The organism is Rhizobium sp. L43 (assembly GCF_002531725.1).
GTDB lineage: Bacteria > Pseudomonadota > Alphaproteobacteria > Rhizobiales > Rhizobiaceae > Rhizobium.
The window spans coordinates 1-15,764 of record NZ_NWSQ01000032.1; the positions used below are offsets into that span (position 1 = coordinate 1).

Annotated in this window: 12 protein-coding genes; 1 reads left to right on the forward strand and 11 read right to left on the reverse strand. The window is 57.8% G+C overall.

What is annotated here, in order from left to right; all coding sequences use genetic code 11:
* Positions 1–297: 297 nt before the first annotated feature.
* The 10 genes from CO667_RS29095 to CO667_RS29140 all read right to left on the reverse strand — a co-directional run bounded on the left by CO667_RS29095 (position 298) and on the right by CO667_RS29140 (position 11,763).
* The gene (locus CO667_RS29095) at positions 298–2,814 is read right to left on the reverse strand and encodes a HAMP domain-containing methyl-accepting chemotaxis protein (RefSeq protein ID WP_096771276.1); all 2,517 of its coding nucleotides are present in this window, start codon (positions 2,812–2,814) and stop codon (positions 298–300) included.
* Between the two features lie 183 nt (positions 2,815–2,997).
* Positions 2,998–3,759, reverse strand: coding sequence for an SDR family oxidoreductase (locus tag CO667_RS29100; RefSeq protein ID WP_013984709.1), 762 nt, complete (start codon positions 3,757–3,759; stop codon positions 2,998–3,000).
* Positions 3,760–4,030: 271 nt separating this feature from the next.
* Positions 4,031–4,216: a hypothetical protein gene (locus CO667_RS29105; protein WP_013984708.1), complete on the reverse strand. Its 186-nt coding sequence runs from the start codon at positions 4,214–4,216 to the stop codon at positions 4,031–4,033.
* 95 nt (positions 4,217–4,311) lie between these two features.
* Positions 4,312–5,574, reverse strand: a complete 1,263-nt coding sequence (locus CO667_RS29110; protein ID WP_040140070.1) for an NAD(P)/FAD-dependent oxidoreductase — start codon at positions 5,572–5,574, stop codon at positions 4,312–4,314.
* Positions 5,575–5,651: 77 nt separating this feature from the next.
* Positions 5,652–5,963 (reverse strand): putative quinol monooxygenase, encoded by a 312-nt coding sequence (locus tag CO667_RS29115; RefSeq protein ID WP_013984706.1) that lies wholly within the window; start codon positions 5,961–5,963, stop codon positions 5,652–5,654.
* Complete coding sequence (locus CO667_RS29120) at positions 5,923–7,074, reverse strand: NAD(P)-dependent alcohol dehydrogenase (protein ID WP_064843743.1); 1,152 nt, start codon at positions 7,072–7,074, stop codon at positions 5,923–5,925. Before CO667_RS29120 ends, CO667_RS29115 begins: the two co-directional genes overlap by 41 nt.
* A gap of 62 nt (positions 7,075–7,136) precedes the next feature.
* Positions 7,137–8,135 carry an ABC transporter permease gene (locus tag CO667_RS29125; RefSeq protein WP_013984704.1) on the reverse strand — a complete coding sequence of 333 codons (999 nt, stop codon included), beginning with the start codon at positions 8,133–8,135 and terminating at the stop codon, positions 7,137–7,139.
* A gap of 5 nt (positions 8,136–8,140) precedes the next feature.
* A complete protein-coding gene (locus tag CO667_RS29130) occupies positions 8,141–9,082 on the reverse strand; it encodes an ABC transporter permease (protein WP_013984703.1) in 942 nt (313 codons plus the stop codon).
* Between the two features lie 9 nt (positions 9,083–9,091).
* Complete coding sequence (locus tag CO667_RS29135) at positions 9,092–10,618, reverse strand: sugar ABC transporter ATP-binding protein (protein ID WP_170961474.1); 1,527 nt, start codon at positions 10,616–10,618, stop codon at positions 9,092–9,094.
* 56 nt (positions 10,619–10,674) lie between these two features.
* Positions 10,675–11,763 carry a substrate-binding domain-containing protein gene (locus CO667_RS29140; RefSeq protein WP_013984701.1) on the reverse strand — a complete coding sequence of 363 codons (1,089 nt, stop codon included), beginning with the start codon at positions 11,761–11,763 and terminating at the stop codon, positions 10,675–10,677.
* 666 nt (positions 11,764–12,429) lie between these two features.
* Between CO667_RS29140 and CO667_RS29145 the strand changes: the two genes are divergently transcribed.
* On the forward strand, positions 12,430–13,536 hold the full coding sequence (locus CO667_RS29145; protein ID WP_064843739.1) for an NAD(P)-dependent alcohol dehydrogenase: 1,107 nt from the start codon (positions 12,430–12,432) through the stop codon (positions 13,534–13,536).
* Positions 13,537–14,275: 739 nt separating this feature from the next.
* Here CO667_RS29145 and CO667_RS29160 read toward each other — a convergent pair.
* The gene (locus CO667_RS29160; RefSeq protein WP_013984698.1) at positions 14,276–15,763 is read right to left on the reverse strand and encodes an NAD-dependent succinate-semialdehyde dehydrogenase; all 1,488 of its coding nucleotides are present in this window, start codon (positions 15,761–15,763) and stop codon (positions 14,276–14,278) included.
* Position 15,764 lies beyond the last annotated feature (1 nt).

Below are 15,764 nucleotides of genomic sequence, written 5' to 3' on the forward strand. Positions count from 1 at the left end.
GGATGAAATCCAAGGGGGGTCAAAATTGGATAAGTATCACCCCGCCAGAGGGGTCAACATTCCATGCTTAAACACACGGATAGGCACCTTTCAAAGTCTGAGCACTGGATGATAGTTTCGTTGTCTTAAGGTTGGCCCGGGCCGTGCTGAATCCTGCGCGACGGAGAGCGACAAAGAGCTACCAGGAGAGAGACCGGCGCATCGAAGCGAAATCGTGCGCTGGGGTATGTGACTTTCATTCGATCGAATGGCGGCATGGCCCGCCATCGGCATGCTTCGAATCTCACTACGCCTGCCTTATGCAGCGAGACTTACCCGATGAGCTGGCCTGTCATCTGTCAACTTGAACCCAGCAAGCCGTTCGCTGAGTTCGACAGTCTGATCAGAAAGCGTCTTCGTTGCAGCGTTTGTCTGCTCAGCCATGGCTGCATTCTGTTGCGTCCCCTGATCAAGAACATTGACGTTGTTATTGATCTCGGCCAGCGAAGTCGCTTGTTCGCGGCTGGAACTCACAATCTGGTCAATGCGATCAGAAATCTGCACGATGGATGCCGCTATACTGTGCAGAGCCTCCCCGGTCTTGCCGACGTAATCCGAACCGACGGCCACCTCTGACGAAGATTCTGAAATCAACTGCCGGATCTCGAGCGCTGCGGCTGACGATCTTTGGGCGAGCTCGCGCACTTCTTGTGCGACTACCGCGAAGCCTTTTCCAGCATCGCCGGCACGAGCTGCTTCAACGCCGGCATTCAGCGCAAGCAAGTTCGTCTGGAATGCAATGGTATCGATCAATCCTATGATCTGACCGATCTTGTAAGATGCATCCTGAATTCGTGCCATGGCGCTTATAGCATCAGTTACAATGATGGCCGCGCCCTCTGCATGTTCCTTGACTGCAGAAACAAACGCTTGTGTCTCGCAGGCATTCTCCGAAGAGTTCCTCACCGTCGCAGTCACCTGCTCAACGGCTGCTGCGGTTTCTTCGAGAGAAGCAGCTTGTCGTTCAGTCCGTCGTGACAAATCATCAGAGGCTTTGAAAAGTTCGTCGGTTCCCCATTTGATTTGTTGGGTGTTTTCGTCGATATGGGACACGGTTTCCCTGAGGACGCACAGTGAGTGGTTGAAGTCACGCCGCAGTTGCTCGAGATTGGGATGGAAGTGGCGGTCGATGGTCTGCGAGATGTCTCCTCGCGCCAATCTAGAGAGTGCCTCCCCGAGTGTTTGTACAGCGCTGGACACTTCTTTCTCAAGCTGAGCACGTTCAAACTCACGATCCGTTCGCTCCTGATCAGCCGTTTTACGGTCGTCTTGCGCGCGGGCTTCAACCTCGAGCTTCGAGACCGCATTTCCGCGAAAAACTTCAAGCGCGCGAGCCATATCGCCAATTTCGTCTTTCCGCTGGCAGCCAACGATGTCTGATTGAAGATCACCGGTCGCTAGCCCCTGCATGCGCCTTGCGATCCGTTCGATTGGAGCGCGCAATGTCACCATCAGGCCGGCTCCGGCCAAGAGGGCGACCAAAACACCGGAGACGGTAGCAGCTGCGGACAATAGTCGGGCGAAATCACTTTCCCGGTGAGCGTCATGTTCCTGAGTCGACGCGAACGACACGAGATTTTTCCATATCGACTGGACGGTTTTATCCGCCTCTGCGTATTGCGCCTGCCGCCCTTCCGCGATCTTGACCAACTTCTCGGTATTCTGTTCGATGGCATCCCCCTGTAAGTAGAGGACCTCCTCCATTTTGGGGAAGTCTGGCAATGAACCGGCTACGCCTCCAACCGCTACGGTGTCACGAGTCAGTTTCGTAAGCTGCTCAATGAGTCGCTCCTGGTTTTCAGTGCTGGCCGCCCGCAACAGGTTGTTTATCTCAATTTCTATCGAATCGGCATCCTGGCCTACCGATGCCACTGCCGCAATGAGCGTCTCCGATTCCGCCAATGGCTTATCCAAGGCTCGAACTGCTTGGGTTCCCTCGATCATATGCTGTATGGCGTCATCTCGCAGTCGCGGGGCAAACGCACTAAGGTCGATCCCTAGGCTGTGAAGGAAAGCGCTATCCAGCCCGGAATTGGCGACGACGCTGGAGATTGCCTGTTCCAAGTTTGCGACTGCTTGTCCACCATCGCCCGTTGCAACGACGCGCTTGACGGTTTTCATCGCCTTTTTGATCATGAGCGCCTGTTGCTGTGCCTCGGGGGTTTGCATCGCGCTGGCCGGCAGATTCACCAAATTTTCCGACAACCGCTGCATAATTGCCGCCGTGTCGATTGAGCGGGTAGCCTCTCTGAGCATCGTTTTGCCAGAGTTTTCCTGGTTGCGGACCTGCGCACGGACTTTAACCGCGGCCAGCTTCAGGTCGGCCGCGACCTGCTTGATCTCGGTCAAGCTTGCGGCAACGTCACGACGAATGGACAGCTCATCGTTGTGCAGGGACCACATGCGGTCCATGCTGTCAGAAATCGCGGACATTGCGGACTCACTGCTTTCAAGAGCACGAGTGTCACTACCAACGTCAGTGGCGACTTCCTGAAGCGACAGCATCGTGGCGCCCTGCCCCCTTAGACTTGCCAGGGCCTCATCACGGTTCTCCGTAGAACTCTGCGCCAAAAACCGGTTCATGCTCTCAGAGACGTCCCGAAATCCGCTCAAAGTCTCGAGAACTTCGCTCGATAGCCGAAGGCGAGATTGCAGCAATCCGGTCGCCTGTAGGCTCACGACACCGACGGCCGCCAGGATCATGACCAGCGGCACCAGTACTAATAAGACTTTCGCTCTGATGCTGAAAGCGGATAGCAAGCGATCGACGAACATAAAACCTCCAGATGACTAAAGCGGGCACTGCCACCCATTTCTGGAGTTTTAGTTATTCGACCTAAACGAAGAGGAAGAAAGTTCGACTGCGGAAATGCAAAGTGCTTTACATCTTGTTAGGATTTCCACGTCGAATTGACGCTCAAACTATCAACCTTAACGACAGGTTAATGTCTTCTCGAATTATCGTCGGAAAGGACTATCGTCAGGTTTCAGGTCGATGTGCAGGACGTTCCCCGTGAGCTTTCCAGACAGTTCTGGATTTGCGAGGAATTGGACAGCTTGAACAAGTGTCCTAAGCGTCTCACTTTGAACGTAAGATGTAGAACGCGCATTTCTGGTATGAACAGCGTTTATACGAAGCCCCGAGTCGAAATACTTCTTCGCCATCGCACTCGTCGTAGTTCGTAAGGCCGCTTGGAGCACAGCTTCGCGGTCGGCCTCTAGCAGCGACTTCTCGTCGAACCAGGCGATATTCACAACAGCGAGTTCCTCTCCCTGGAGGCGGGAGCCGAAAGCACTTGTCACCCTTATCAGGTTGGAGACGGCATCAAGCCCAAGATCCGTAGCGGAAAGCGGTTCGGCGCATTCACGGCGACGGAAGGCTATGTTCACCAGAATATCGACCCGGCTCCAGCGTAGGTAGACCTGATCGACCATTGAATTGACATACACGTCCCTATTCAAATTGACCTTAACCGGAAACAAATTCGTCCCCGAGACTGCGGTTAAAGAACTGAAGTCTGAAGGGTCGAGGTCACCTACGGCGACACGGTAGCCAGTTTCGAGGAAAGACTGCGCAAGACAGAAACCGACCGGGTTTGACGCGCCCACCAACACGCATACTTTGCCTGCATGAGAGCCGGCATCGGTTTGTCCTCCTTCGATAAACCCTTCCGTCGGCGGTGTCCGGCAAGCGTTGTGAGTCTTAGATCCTGGTTTCACGCGGAAAACGGTCCATGTGTGAAACCGTGAGATCTAGCAACTCGTTCGTATCTCAACAGGGAGACCACCACACACTTATCTCCAAATTACGTTGTCTCCCGCCTCTCCGACCCCAAGCCAAGAGGACATGGAAGATGATCGACGGACAATCCATCGATCCGGTTTCACGAGGTCTTTGGCGCGCGCCGGTTTGGTCTCGCCGTGCCACAGTTGGACCTTCCATGGAACAGCCCATGGATGTCTCTGGGGAACGGCATCTTTCCGGAAAGTCCTACGCTTTCACACGCGGCTCTCTGACGCGTATGGCATTCGTTTGGCCCTCAACGCTTGCACGCGCAGCATCGTCGAGCGCGTCAACGTCTATTGCAGACTGGCCTTCAGATAGGCACTCGCCATTCTCGCGTTCCACGGTCGAGGTCGGTGGAATGATAATGCTGTCTTTCAAAAACTCGCTCATGTTTCGTTCCTTCAATAGCTGCAGGTGACAAGGTCGTTCCGCGCAATGCCCACGAAAGCGTGGCGTGCTTCCGCCACGTCACTGATAAATCCCTGCTAGACCTCGTCCTTCAGCGTCTCCTTCTGGGTAATAAGGCGGGCAGAGTGGTGTCCGGAGGTAAATGCCCAAAGCCAGCTCAGCGCGACCGCCATGCGGCTCCGTGTTCCGATCAAAAAGTAGATGTGGGCAAAGCCCCAGATCCACCAGGCGATGGAGCCCTTGAGCCGAAGCCTGCCGAAATCGATCACCGCGGAGCTTGGCCCTATGGTGGCAAGATTACCAAGATGCCTGTACTTGAAGGGAAGCGGCGCTGAGCGCTGCTTAAGGCGGGCCTTGATCACCTGGGCGACGTATTTTCCCTGCTGCTTTGCGGCAGGAGCGATACCAGGAACCGGCATTCCCTCGCCGGTCTTAACGCTCGCGGTATCGCCGACAACGAAGATCTCCGGGTGTTCTGAGATCGTGAGGTCGGGCTGCACGATAGCCCGCCCTGCTCGATCTGTCTCCGCCCCGACCCATACGGCGGCCTTGGATGCCTGCACGCCCGCCGCCCATATGACCGTACGGCTCGGGACGAACTCGTCCCCGATCGATATACCTTCCTCGGTGCAGTCGGTTACCGGCCGTCCCGTGCGAACCTCGACGCCCATCGACGCAAGGGATCGCTCGGCGTATTGCGATAACGCCTCGTGGAAAACAGGCAGAACACGCGGTCCTGCCTCTACAAGAAGAATACGCGCCAAAGTCGTATCGATGTTTCTGAATTCCTCGACAAGCGTCCTTTGAGCCAGTTCGGCGATGATCCCGGCCATCTCGACGCCTGTCGGTCCGGCGCCGATTATCGAGAAGGTCAGCATTGCGGCCCGCGCTTGGGGATCGGTTTCCAGCTCCGCCTTTTCGAACGCCAGGAGAAGACGACGGCGGATGGTGGTGGCGTCTTCCAACGCCTTCAGTCCGGGCGCGAAAGGCTCCCATTCATCCCGGCCGAAATACGCGTGACGGGCCCCTGTTGCGAGAACAAGGGTATCGTAGGGAATGGCATGACCGCCCTTGAGCGAGACAAGCCGCTTCTCGACATCGACGCCCACGACCTCGCCAAGAAGCGTTGTGACATCTTTCCTTCCACGGAAGACCGCGCGAATGGGCCAGGCAATCTCGGAGGTTGCCAGGACGGTCGTTGCGACCTGATAGAGCAGCGGCTGGAACAGGTGATGATTGCGTCTGTCGACGATCGTGATCGAAAGGTTTGGACATTTGAGATCCTTGGCCAATTGGAGGCCGGCGAAACCGCCTCCCACGATGACAACTCGATGCTCCATTTCGTCCTCCCGCGAGCCTTTGGAAAAAAACCCGCCTCGGATCGAAGCGCGTCCTTCGGTGTTGCACGATCGCAAGCTCAGTCGCTGATGCGACTGCTCACAATGATGGAAGGGGGGCTTACCAGCAACGGAAGCAGCGGTTCGAGAACACGCTTGACGTTCGCAGATTCTCCGTGACGCGCGGCTGCCTCCTCGTTTGCCCAACCATCGAGAATGAAGAACGTATTCGGCTCGTCGGAGCGCTGGTAGAGATTGTAGTAAAGGCAGCCCTCTTCCTCGCGGGCAGGGCCGACAAACTCCTGGAGCAGTGTGTTGACACGGTCCCGGTTACGCGTCGATGTTTTAAACTCAACGATGAGATGCTGTTCGTCGGACTTGCTCGATGGCATGTGGGAAGCTCCTATTGAAGACGATGACGGGCTTGATCACGCGGCCAGCTTCGGCATCGGCGATGGCCTCGTTGATTTTCTCGAACGGGTACTTTGTGATCAGCTTCTGGAACGGAAACAGGCCGGCCTGGTTTAGTTCGACCAGTTGGGGGATGAAGAGCTGCGGGATCTGATCCCCGAGGATGGCACCCTGAATTTTCCGGTTGAAGACCATGAGGTCCAGCGGGATTGGAATATCCTTGCCGAGCGCGTCGAGCCCGAGGAGGACGACATGACCCCCTGCCCGCGTGCATTTGATCGTGTTCAGGATGACGGGAACGATACCCACGGCGTCGATCGCAAAATCGGCACCGCCGCCCGTCAAGGCGTGGATCTGCTCCACGACGTCTGGGTCCCTGCCGTTGATAGCGTGGGTCGCGCCCAACGTCTCAGCCATGGCCAAACGCTGCTCGTTCAGGTCGATGATGATGATCTTGCTGCACCGCCGGACCTTGGCGGCCATCACCGCAGCCATGCCGACCGCTCCCGCGCCGAACACGGCAATGGTTTGACCGATCTCCGGCTTCATGGCGTTGATGACGGTACCTGCTCCCGTTGCCATGCCGCAACCGAGCGGGGCCGCATTCGTCAGGTCGAAATCCTTGGGAAGCTGCGCGGCGTTGTTTTCAGTCGCCAGGACATGGGTCGCGAAGGATGACTGGCCGACAAAGTTGCTGCCGATGCCGACTTCATCACACAGCAAGGCCTTCTTGCCGTTCGGACGAAGCCCCGTCAGATTGTACTGGGTGTAGTTCTGGCAGTTCATCGGGTGAGAGCGCCGGCAATCGCCGCAGAAGCCACATGAACTCTGGCTGAGCGCAACGTGGTCGCCCACCCTTAAACCTTGGACGTCCGCCCCGATGGCCTCGACGATACCAACACCTTCATGTCCTGGTATGACCGGGGCGGGAGGCCCAAATATCCCATCACGGAGCAACAGGTCGGTATGGCAGATCCCCGTGGCGACCGTCCGCACGAGAATTTCATTGCCTTCTGGATCCGCCAGCTCAAGTTCACGAAACTCAAGCGGAGCTTTCGGTTTTGCGGCCACGGCCGCCGTTATCTTCACCATTCTTATCTCCTGCATTCTCCCGCGTTGACACCGGGAATGACCTGTTTGGCAGATCCTTGCGGCTAGACGCGACCGACGCGTGCTCCGTAAATGATCGCAGCAAGCGCGATGATCCCGCCCTGGACGATCAGCTTGCCGGGCTCCTGGATGCCGAACACCGTCAACATCGCGAAGAGGAAACTGAAGGCGACGACCGCCACGAAAGGCCCCGCGACGCCACCGCGGTCGACGCCGAACGTCACCCCACCGAGGATCGTCGCGGCGAGAGCGTTCATGAAGGTGTCGAAGCCGGGCTTGATCGTGCCAACGGCCAGAGCCGACACCTGAACCAGGGCGGCGATGCCTGTCAGCGTGCCCGCAAGTGTATGGGAGACAAAAATCGTGCGGGCCAGAGGTATGCCTGTTATCTCCGCCGCCCTCGGATTGTCGCCGACAGCGCGGAAGTAGCGCCCGAGGATCAAGAAGCGGAACGCTAATGCGACGAGAACGGAAATCCCGATCCAGACGATCACGGAGTAAGACAGGCCGTAGATGTTCCCGCTCGTCAGGACGCGAAGCCAGCTTGGTGTCGAACCCGGTGCACGGCCCGAACTCATGAATTGGATGATCCCGATGAGGATCGCCGATACGCTCAGCGTCGCGATGACCGCGGAGGCGCGGACATAGGCCACGAGGGCGCCGTTGATCAGACCGACGGCAAGGCCGATGACGATCGGCATCAGGACCGTGACGAAGGGCGGGTAACTGTTGAGGAGCCCGGAGCTGGCGAGATAGATCGAAAAAGCAAACACGCCACTGACCGAGAGATCAATAGAACGCACCCGCATGACAAGAGATTGCGCCAGCACCGCGATCCCAAGCGGCGCTGACTGTTTCAGGATCACGAACCAATAGTTTGGATTGATCAGCGTCGCGCTTACAGCGGGGGCCACAGCGATCAGGATTGCGAGCACGTAATATGCCGGGGGCAAACCGAGCACCCAGGAAAGTATGCGCCTGGCGGTGAGAGTGCGCGATGGCGTCTCAATTTTCGCATCCGTTGTGGTCATCGAGAGGTCCATCTCTTTCAAAGTCCGATCGTTTTGCGACGCTGTGAGACGACGAGTGCTAGCAGCAGAAGGCCCTTCACGACCGACTGGAGGAATGCCGAGACGTTAGCGAGGTTCATCACGTTGTTGACGATGCCGAGGATAGCCGCGCCGGCTACAGTGCCGAGGATGCTGCCGATACCGCCAGCCAGGTGAACACCCCCGAGCGCTGCTGCGGTAACGGATTCAATTCCGAATGTGGCGCCCCCCTTGGGATCGCCCGAGGCAAGGCGACCTGCGAGGAACATCCCGGCAGCGCAAGCAAATAGCGCCGACAGGATGTAGGCCTTGATGACTGTGCGCTCGACCGGGACGCCATTCATGCGGGCATTGAAGTCGTTACCACCCGAAGCGAACAGGTAAAGGCCAAACGGTCTGCGATAAAGCAACCAGGCAGCAACGAACGTGGCGACGATCAGCCAGAGCAGCGAGTTTGGCACGGGCCCAACGGAACCCGCGACTGACGCCGAAAGCCATTCGGGCACCTTCCCGCCGGGGATAGGAAGAATGATAAGCGCCAATCCCTGGCCGATACCCATGGTTGCCAGGGTCATGATGATCGGATGGACGTTGAGCCTGGCTACGCCGTAGCCATTCGACAATCCGAATGCGATCGCAACCGCAATGCAAAGCATGACACGGACAACCTCGGGCATGTCGAGTGTCATGATCGTAGTCGTCACGCTGATGATCGAACCAACGGAAACGTCTAGGCCGCCCGTCAGGATCACAAAGGTCTGGCCTAGCGCAGAAATAACAAGAACAGTGGATTGGGCCAGCAGGTTCGACAGATTCTCCGGCGCCAGAAATTGTGGAAGCAGGATAACCGAGGCGACCACCAGCACGAATAGCGTCCCGATCGACAGCCGGATCGCACCCGCCCTATAGGGTGCCTTCAGGAACTTTGCGACGGTATTCATGTATCCTCCTCAATGAACAGCGGCGCGCGGATCGTGCGCGGAGTTCGAACCGAGTGCGGTTCCCAGGATGGTTTCCTCTGTGGCATCAAGCGCGGGCATCTGTCCGACGATCTTTTTGTCGTGAACGACCAGGATGTTGTCACAGAGCCCGATCAGTTCGGGGTGCTCGCGTGACGAGACGATCACTGCACCGCCACGATCGGCAAAATCGCGAAGGAGCTTATAGATTTCCGCTTTAGCGCCGACATCGACGCCACGTGTCGGCTCCTCGATGACAAGGATATCAACCCCCGAAAGCAGCCAGCGGCCAAGAAGGACCTTTTGCTGGTTTCCGCCCGAAAGTTTGCCGACGGGCGAGGCTGGGTCGGCAGCCGCAACACGGAGCGACTTTATGACATCGTGAACCCTGGAGATGGAACGCCATGCAACGCTCGCCATGTTCCGGTTCAACTGCTTGCCAAGTGCGATGTTATCGTAGATCGGAAGCCGAAGAAATAAGCCTTCCTGCTTGCGGTCTTCAGGAATGAAACCAATGCCGGCTGAGATCGCACTCGAAAAGCCGGAGGATACGTTCACACCGATCATGCTATCGTCGCGGCGACGCCGGACGGTCACAACTGCGGCGGTTTCGACCCCGACGACCGCACGCATGATTTCGCGCTGCCCCTGGCCTTCCAGCCCGGCCAGTCCGATGATCTCGCCCGTGCGTACGGAAAAACCGACTGGCGGGCCATGGTCATTGAGACGAAGCCCTGCCACGTCGAGCATCGGCGACCCAATGGTCTGCGCCCTCGGCGGAAAGAAATTCTGAAGCTCGCGTCCAACCATGTTTGCCACAAGCGTTTGGAGATTGAAGTCTTCTGCCCTGGCTGTCTTTACCCAAGCCCCATCCTTCATGACGGTGATGGTGTCGCACAGTTCGAACACCTCGTTCATCCGATGCGAGATGTAGACGACAGCCTTCCCTTGCGCCTTCAGATCGCGGATGACCTTGAAGAGATGAGCGACGTCCGTCGAGTTTAGTGCCGCGGTCGGTTCATCGAAAATGAAGACATCGGCATTGGATGTCAGACCTTTGGCGATTTCCACTGCCTGCTGCTGGGCAACCGTCAGCGTTTCCACAATCGCCGTGGCGTCCAGTTGAGGGAAAACGTCGACAAGCAGCTTGCGGGATCGCTCGACGACCTCGGCGGTGTCTATCGACCCGTCGGCACGCCGCGGTTCGTGTCCAAGAAACATGTTTTCGGCGACCGTGAGATTGGGGATGAGGGTGAACTCCTGAAACACTGTCGACACCCCGGCGAGACGCGCTTCCTTGGGGGAACGGAAGGTCACCTCTTCTCCTCGCAGACGGATGCGTCCAGCGGTCTGTTGATAGACGCCGGCCAGAATTCGCATCAGCGTGGATTTTCCCGCCCCGTTCTCGCCCATCAATGCGTGGACGGAGCCGCGTTCAAGCGAAAATTGAACATTCGACAGGACTTTGGCCGCACCAAAGGACTTGTTTATGCCGACCATCTCGACAAGCATACTCATGAACACTTCCATCTGCGAGGGTGAAGAGGGCGCGCTTTGTCCGCGCCCTCCATGCGTCAGGCCTTGAAGTACTCGAGGAGCTTCTCATTCGGCATTTCTGTCGGAGCCCAGTAAGCGTCCGTGAGATCGGAGCGGTAAAACTGTGCAAGATTGTCGTCGACGATCGGCTTGGGCCGGTTGGTCCAGTTGCGCTGGATCGGCTTGCCTTCGAGAAGCGCGAAGGCCGCACGCAGGGCTGCCGTCGAAAGAGCCGGAGGGCAAATGGGCCCAATCGAAGAGAGCTTTTCGTCATTCCAACGACGCATCCAACCGTTGAGCGCTTCTCCCGTGATCGGTGGAATGGTGGAAGCCCCGGCTTCCTGCAGCGCGTCCAAGACCCCGAGCGACATGTTCGCGCCGTCAGTCCAGACCCCGGCGACATCCGGATCAGACAGATAGAGGCTTTCGGCTATCTTCTTTGAGTCCTCGTAGGACCAGCTGCCGTGCTGGGTTGAGGTGATTTGGAGACCGGACTTGCTGAAGACCTCGATCGCCCCGGCGTAACGATCAGCATCGATCGGATGTCCGGCGACGCCACGCAGCACCCACACTTTTCCCTTGTTGCCGAGCTTATCGACCAGGAACTGCGCCATCACCCGGCCAAAGTAGAAGTCGTCGCCTTGGACCTGCACCGTGAATTCGTCGGTGTCGACGCGACCGAGATAGACGACCGTCGGAATGCCGGCAGCCTTCGCCTTCCTGATGCCTTCCACGGCCGAGCCTGTCGTAAGCGGCGCAATGATGATTGCATCTACCTTTTGTGCGATCAGATCCTCGATGTCGGCGACCTGTTTTGAGGCGTTGAGGTCGGCGCTTCGGAATTGATAGTCGCCGACACGGGCCTTGTTCCTGCTGATTTCGTATTCGGCCTCGAATGCGGTTTGATAGGTGTGCGTCGAACCGGCCAGGCCATAGTGGCTGTGACCAATCTTCCAGGGACCTGACTTGGCAAACTTACCAGCGTCGACGACGGGGTTTTCCCCTTCGGACGGCCAAGTGTCGGGCAGCAGGGTGATCGTATCCTCTGCCCGCAGGATGCCCGGTATTCCGAACGCGCCAGCTGCAATCAAGGCACTGCCCGTCTGTAGGAATGTACGTCTTTTCATCGAAATTCTCCTCCTCTTGCCACCCAACGTGGTCATTTTGTCTGCGATCTGGAGCGCCGCTATCCTCCAGACATCGCTGAATTCTCCCCACAAACGGCAGATCGCATCATTATGAATAAGCAGACAATCTGTCAATAAACTATATTGAATTTCAGCTTTTTGACGTGTCTTCTGTGTTATCATACTGATTTTTTTATTCTTTTATTGCTGCTTGGTTCGATATAGCAATAAGACAAAGCAGCCGCCCGTCACCTCACCCACGAGCACGCCAACAGGAACCAGAGGAGACCGCGCCTCGCCGGCGAGGTTCATAAAAAGGAAGTTGGGAGCCATAATCGCTACCATCACCCGGAAAGCGAGGCCGCGAGGCAGGAAATACGGGCACCACCGTCAGCCGGCGCGTTCGATGAATGCCACTTCTGAATCAGTCAATCTGTCAAGCGAATTCCAGTTTTAAGACAGCCAACAATTCGGACCAAGATCTAGATCGGCCGAATACCCTGAGGAAGCAATTGATATTACATCGATTTTTCTCTTTACATGTCCGTGTAGCGGGCTGGGATGGCCTCAGCGACCATTTTGGTTCACTGAAGATAATTGACTGATTGTCTGCGAACGCCTACAAGTGTCACCTACCGGCCGAGCGCGCACTGATGGAGTCATTTTATGAAAGAAGCATACGCTGCAATTTCGCGCGAAAAGGCAAAGCCTCTTGTTCTGGAGTGCATCGGTATCGATCAACCTCGCCCCGACGAAATCCTCGTCCGGATCGTGGCGAGCGGTGTCTGCCACACCGACATGGTTGTTCGCGACCAAGGATATGACGTACCGCAGCCCGTGGTTCTCGGCCATGAAGGCTCCGGCGTCGTGGAAGTGGTCGGGGCCGATGTAAAAGAGCTTTCGCCCGGCGACCACGTGGCTCTAAGCTACGCATATTGCGGGAAATGCGAGAAGTGCCGGGGAGGCACGCCTTATTATTGTGAAGACTTTTTCGGCAGAAATTTCCGTGGCACCCGGCCGGATGGCAGTTGCCCGCTACATGATTCACACGGTACCCAGATCAGCGGGTGCTTCTTCGAGCAGTCTTCTTTCGCCACCTATGCCATCGCCAGCGAGCGCAATGCGGTCAGGGTTTCCAAAGATGTTCCCCTCGAACTCATGGGACCGCTGGGCTGCGGGCTGCAAACTGGCGCCGGAGCGGTTCTCAACTGCCTCAAGCCCCAACCGGGATCTTCCATTGCAGTGTTCGGCGCGGGTGCGGTCGGCATGGCAGCCGTCATGGCGGCGAAGATTGCCGGATGCTCGACCATTATCGTGATCGACCTTAACGATGAACGTCTCGAACTGGCGATTGAACTGGGTGCAACCCACATCATAAACGCCCGCAATAGGGATAGCGTCAAGGCGATCAGGGAAATCATTCCCGAAGGCGCAGACTTCAGTCTCGAATGCACGAGCTCGCCGAAGGTGTTTCGCCAGGCGGTCGATTGCCTCGGCACCCCAGGAACCTGTGGACTGGTCGGATCGTCCGCGCTCGGAACGGAAGGGATCGTCGATATCGGCAACTTTCTGTTCGGCCGTACGCTCGTCGGTGTGGTCGAAGGCCAGAGCATTCCCTCCAAATTCATACCCGAGCTCATCGAATACTGGCAGCAGGGACGGTTCCCGTTCGACAAGCTCGTCCAGTTCTACGATCTCAACCAGATCAACGAGGCAATGGCCGATTCCGAGAGCGGCAAGGTCATCAAGCCAATCCTGCGCATGAAGCACTAAGCTCTCGTCACGAACATTGTCCAGAAGTCAGCCTCCCAAGGCAACGTCCGGCGGGGCCGTGGTCGTCACGGTCTCGCCCGGACACTCTGGAACGCAGGTGTGAGGCGCAACCCCGTTTCATCATTGCAACGCGACCAGGTCGCGGTAACGGTAGTGGGCTCTTCCAGGTCAAAATATTAGTCTGCGACGGCGCAATTTCTCGGCGATCCGTGACCCCCTCATCAAGGCCTTGCGGCAGTTGACGACCGCACGTCATTCAACTGATGCTGCCCTTGGGCCATAAGAGCACTCGGGCCGGCAGGCCGAGCGTCCCCCGACACGTGCGCCTTGCGTCGACGTGCCACCAGCAAAATGCCAGACAATCGGCGATGATCTTGCCAGCGAGTGGCCAGTGGCGCGCTTTCTCCGTCCCGTCGAAAAATACCAACGAAACTTTCGAGATGGGTCATCAGGCGTTGGGCCAACGGAAGCCTTAAGCAGACAGACCCACGACAAAGGCGAGTCTCGCCCCTGCCTCTCTCCGCACGTTCCGACGTTCCATTGCCGTTCTGCCCTCGACGTTCGCCTGGGCAGCGTGATCGGCCGGGTCCTGCTCGCGGTCGGCCGCCTCGTTTTGAAGGCTGTCGGCGCGGTCTTGACCAAGACTCTCCCCGCCTTCTGCAGAATGTGTCATCGGGCTTCCGTGACGAGCTCAAACCTTGCTGGTGGCGAGCCTTAAGACCCACCACCAGCCGTTGGACTATGACTGTATGCCGCCCATGCAGACGTATTTCATGGAAAGGAAGTCATCCATGCCGTATTTCGAGCCCTCGCGGCCGAACCCCGACTGCTTGACGCCGCCGAACGGTGCAACCTCCGTGGAGATCAGGCCCGTGTTGACGCCGACCATCCCGTACTCCAGGGCCTCCGTAACCTTCCAGACGTTTCGAAGGTCGTTGGCGTAGAAGTAGGCGGCGAGACCGAACTCTGTGTCGTTGGCCAGTTCAATGACCTCTTCCGTCGTTTTGAACCTGAAGACAGGAGCGAGCGGCGCAAAGGTCTCCTCTCGTGCGACCTTCATTTCCTTCGTGGCTTCCGAGAGAAGCGTCGGCTGGACGAAGGTGCCACCACGCTCGTCCCTTGCGCCGCCCACAACGATCTTCGCACCCTTACCGACCGCGTCATCGATGTGACTATAGAGCTTCGCCACCGCATCGTCGTTGATCAGCGGACCGATGGTGGCTCCATCCTCGAACCCGTCAAGGACCTTGAGCGCGGAAACCCGCGCCGCGAGTTTCTCTATGAAGCGGTCGTAGACCCCGCTCTGGACGTAGAGACGGTTGGCGCAAACGCAGGTCTGGCCGGCATTGCGGAACTTGGACAGCATCGCTCCTTCCACGGCCTCGTCGAGGTCGGCATCGTCGAAGACGATGAAGGGAGCGTTGCCGCCGAGTTCGAGGCTGAGCTTCATGATCTTTTGTGCGCCCTGCGCCATCAGGATGCGGCCGACCTCGGTAGACCCTGTGAAGGTCAGCTTCTTGACGACGGGGTTCGAGCAGACTTCTTCACCGAACATCCGGGCGTTGTCTGTCGGCAGGACGCTGAACAGGCCGCCGGGTATTCCCGCGCGCTCAGCGAGTATGGCAAGAGCAAGGGCCGACAATGGGGTTTCGGCGGCCGGCTTGAAGATGATGGCGCAGCCGGATGCCAGCGCCGGGGCGATCTTGCGGCAGACCATGGCGGAAGGAAAGTTCCAGGGCGCGATGGCCGCCACCACGCCGACGGGCTGTTTGATGACTATCAGGCGCTTGTCGGCCTGATGCCCCGGAATGGTGTCGCCGTAAACGCGCTTGGCTTCTTCCCCGAACCATTCAATGTAGGAAGCGCCGTAGGCGACCTCTCCGCGTGCCTCGGCTAGAGGCTTGCCCATCTCGGACGTCAGGATGATCGCGAGGTCCTCGGTGTTGGCCGTGACGAGGTCGAAGAACTTCCGCATGACGCCGGCACGTTCCTTGCCCGATCGTGCGGCCCACTTTTTCTGGGCGAGTTTGGCGACGTCGATGGCTTCGCGGACGTCCTGGAGTCCTGCGCTCGGGAGGCTCGCAATCACGTCCCCGGTCGAGGGATTGTGGACCTGGATCGTCTTGCCGCTCGCGCCCTCTTTTCGCCAGTCGCCTCCTACCAGCATTTCCTCGCGTACCAGGGAGGGGTCTTTCAGGCGATCCAGTAGAGCGGTGGAGATAGCCATT

Coding starts and splice junctions, on each gene's coding strand:
- CO667_RS29120 (WP_064843743.1), bottom strand. CDS start 7,074: ATGGTGAAGATAACGGCGGCCGTGGCCGCAAAACCGAAAGCTCCGCTT.
- CO667_RS29135 (WP_170961474.1), bottom strand. CDS start 10,618: ATGAGTATGCTTGTCGAGATGGTCGGCATAAACAAGTCCTTTGGTGCG.
- CO667_RS29130 (WP_013984703.1), bottom strand. CDS start 9,082: ATGAATACCGTCGCAAAGTTCCTGAAGGCACCCTATAGGGCGGGTGCG.
- CO667_RS29140 (WP_013984701.1), bottom strand. CDS start 11,763: ATGAAAAGACGTACATTCCTACAGACGGGCAGTGCCTTGATTGCAGCT.
- CO667_RS29160 (WP_013984698.1), bottom strand. CDS start 15,763: ATGGCTATCTCCACCGCTCTACTGGATCGCCTGAAAGACCCCTCCCTG.
- CO667_RS29095 (WP_096771276.1), bottom strand. CDS start 2,814: ATGTTCGTCGATCGCTTGCTATCCGCTTTCAGCATCAGAGCGAAAGTC.
- CO667_RS29115 (WP_013984706.1), bottom strand. CDS start 5,963: ATGCCATCGAGCAAGTCCGACGAACAGCATCTCATCGTTGAGTTTAAA.
- CO667_RS29145 (WP_064843739.1), top strand. CDS start 12,430: ATGAAAGAAGCATACGCTGCAATTTCGCGCGAAAAGGCAAAGCCTCTT.
- CO667_RS29110 (WP_040140070.1), bottom strand. CDS start 5,574: ATGGAGCATCGAGTTGTCATCGTGGGAGGCGGTTTCGCCGGCCTCCAA.
- CO667_RS29105 (WP_013984708.1), bottom strand. CDS start 4,216: ATGAGCGAGTTTTTGAAAGACAGCATTATCATTCCACCGACCTCGACC.
- CO667_RS29125 (WP_013984704.1), bottom strand. CDS start 8,135: ATGGACCTCTCGATGACCACAACGGATGCGAAAATTGAGACGCCATCG.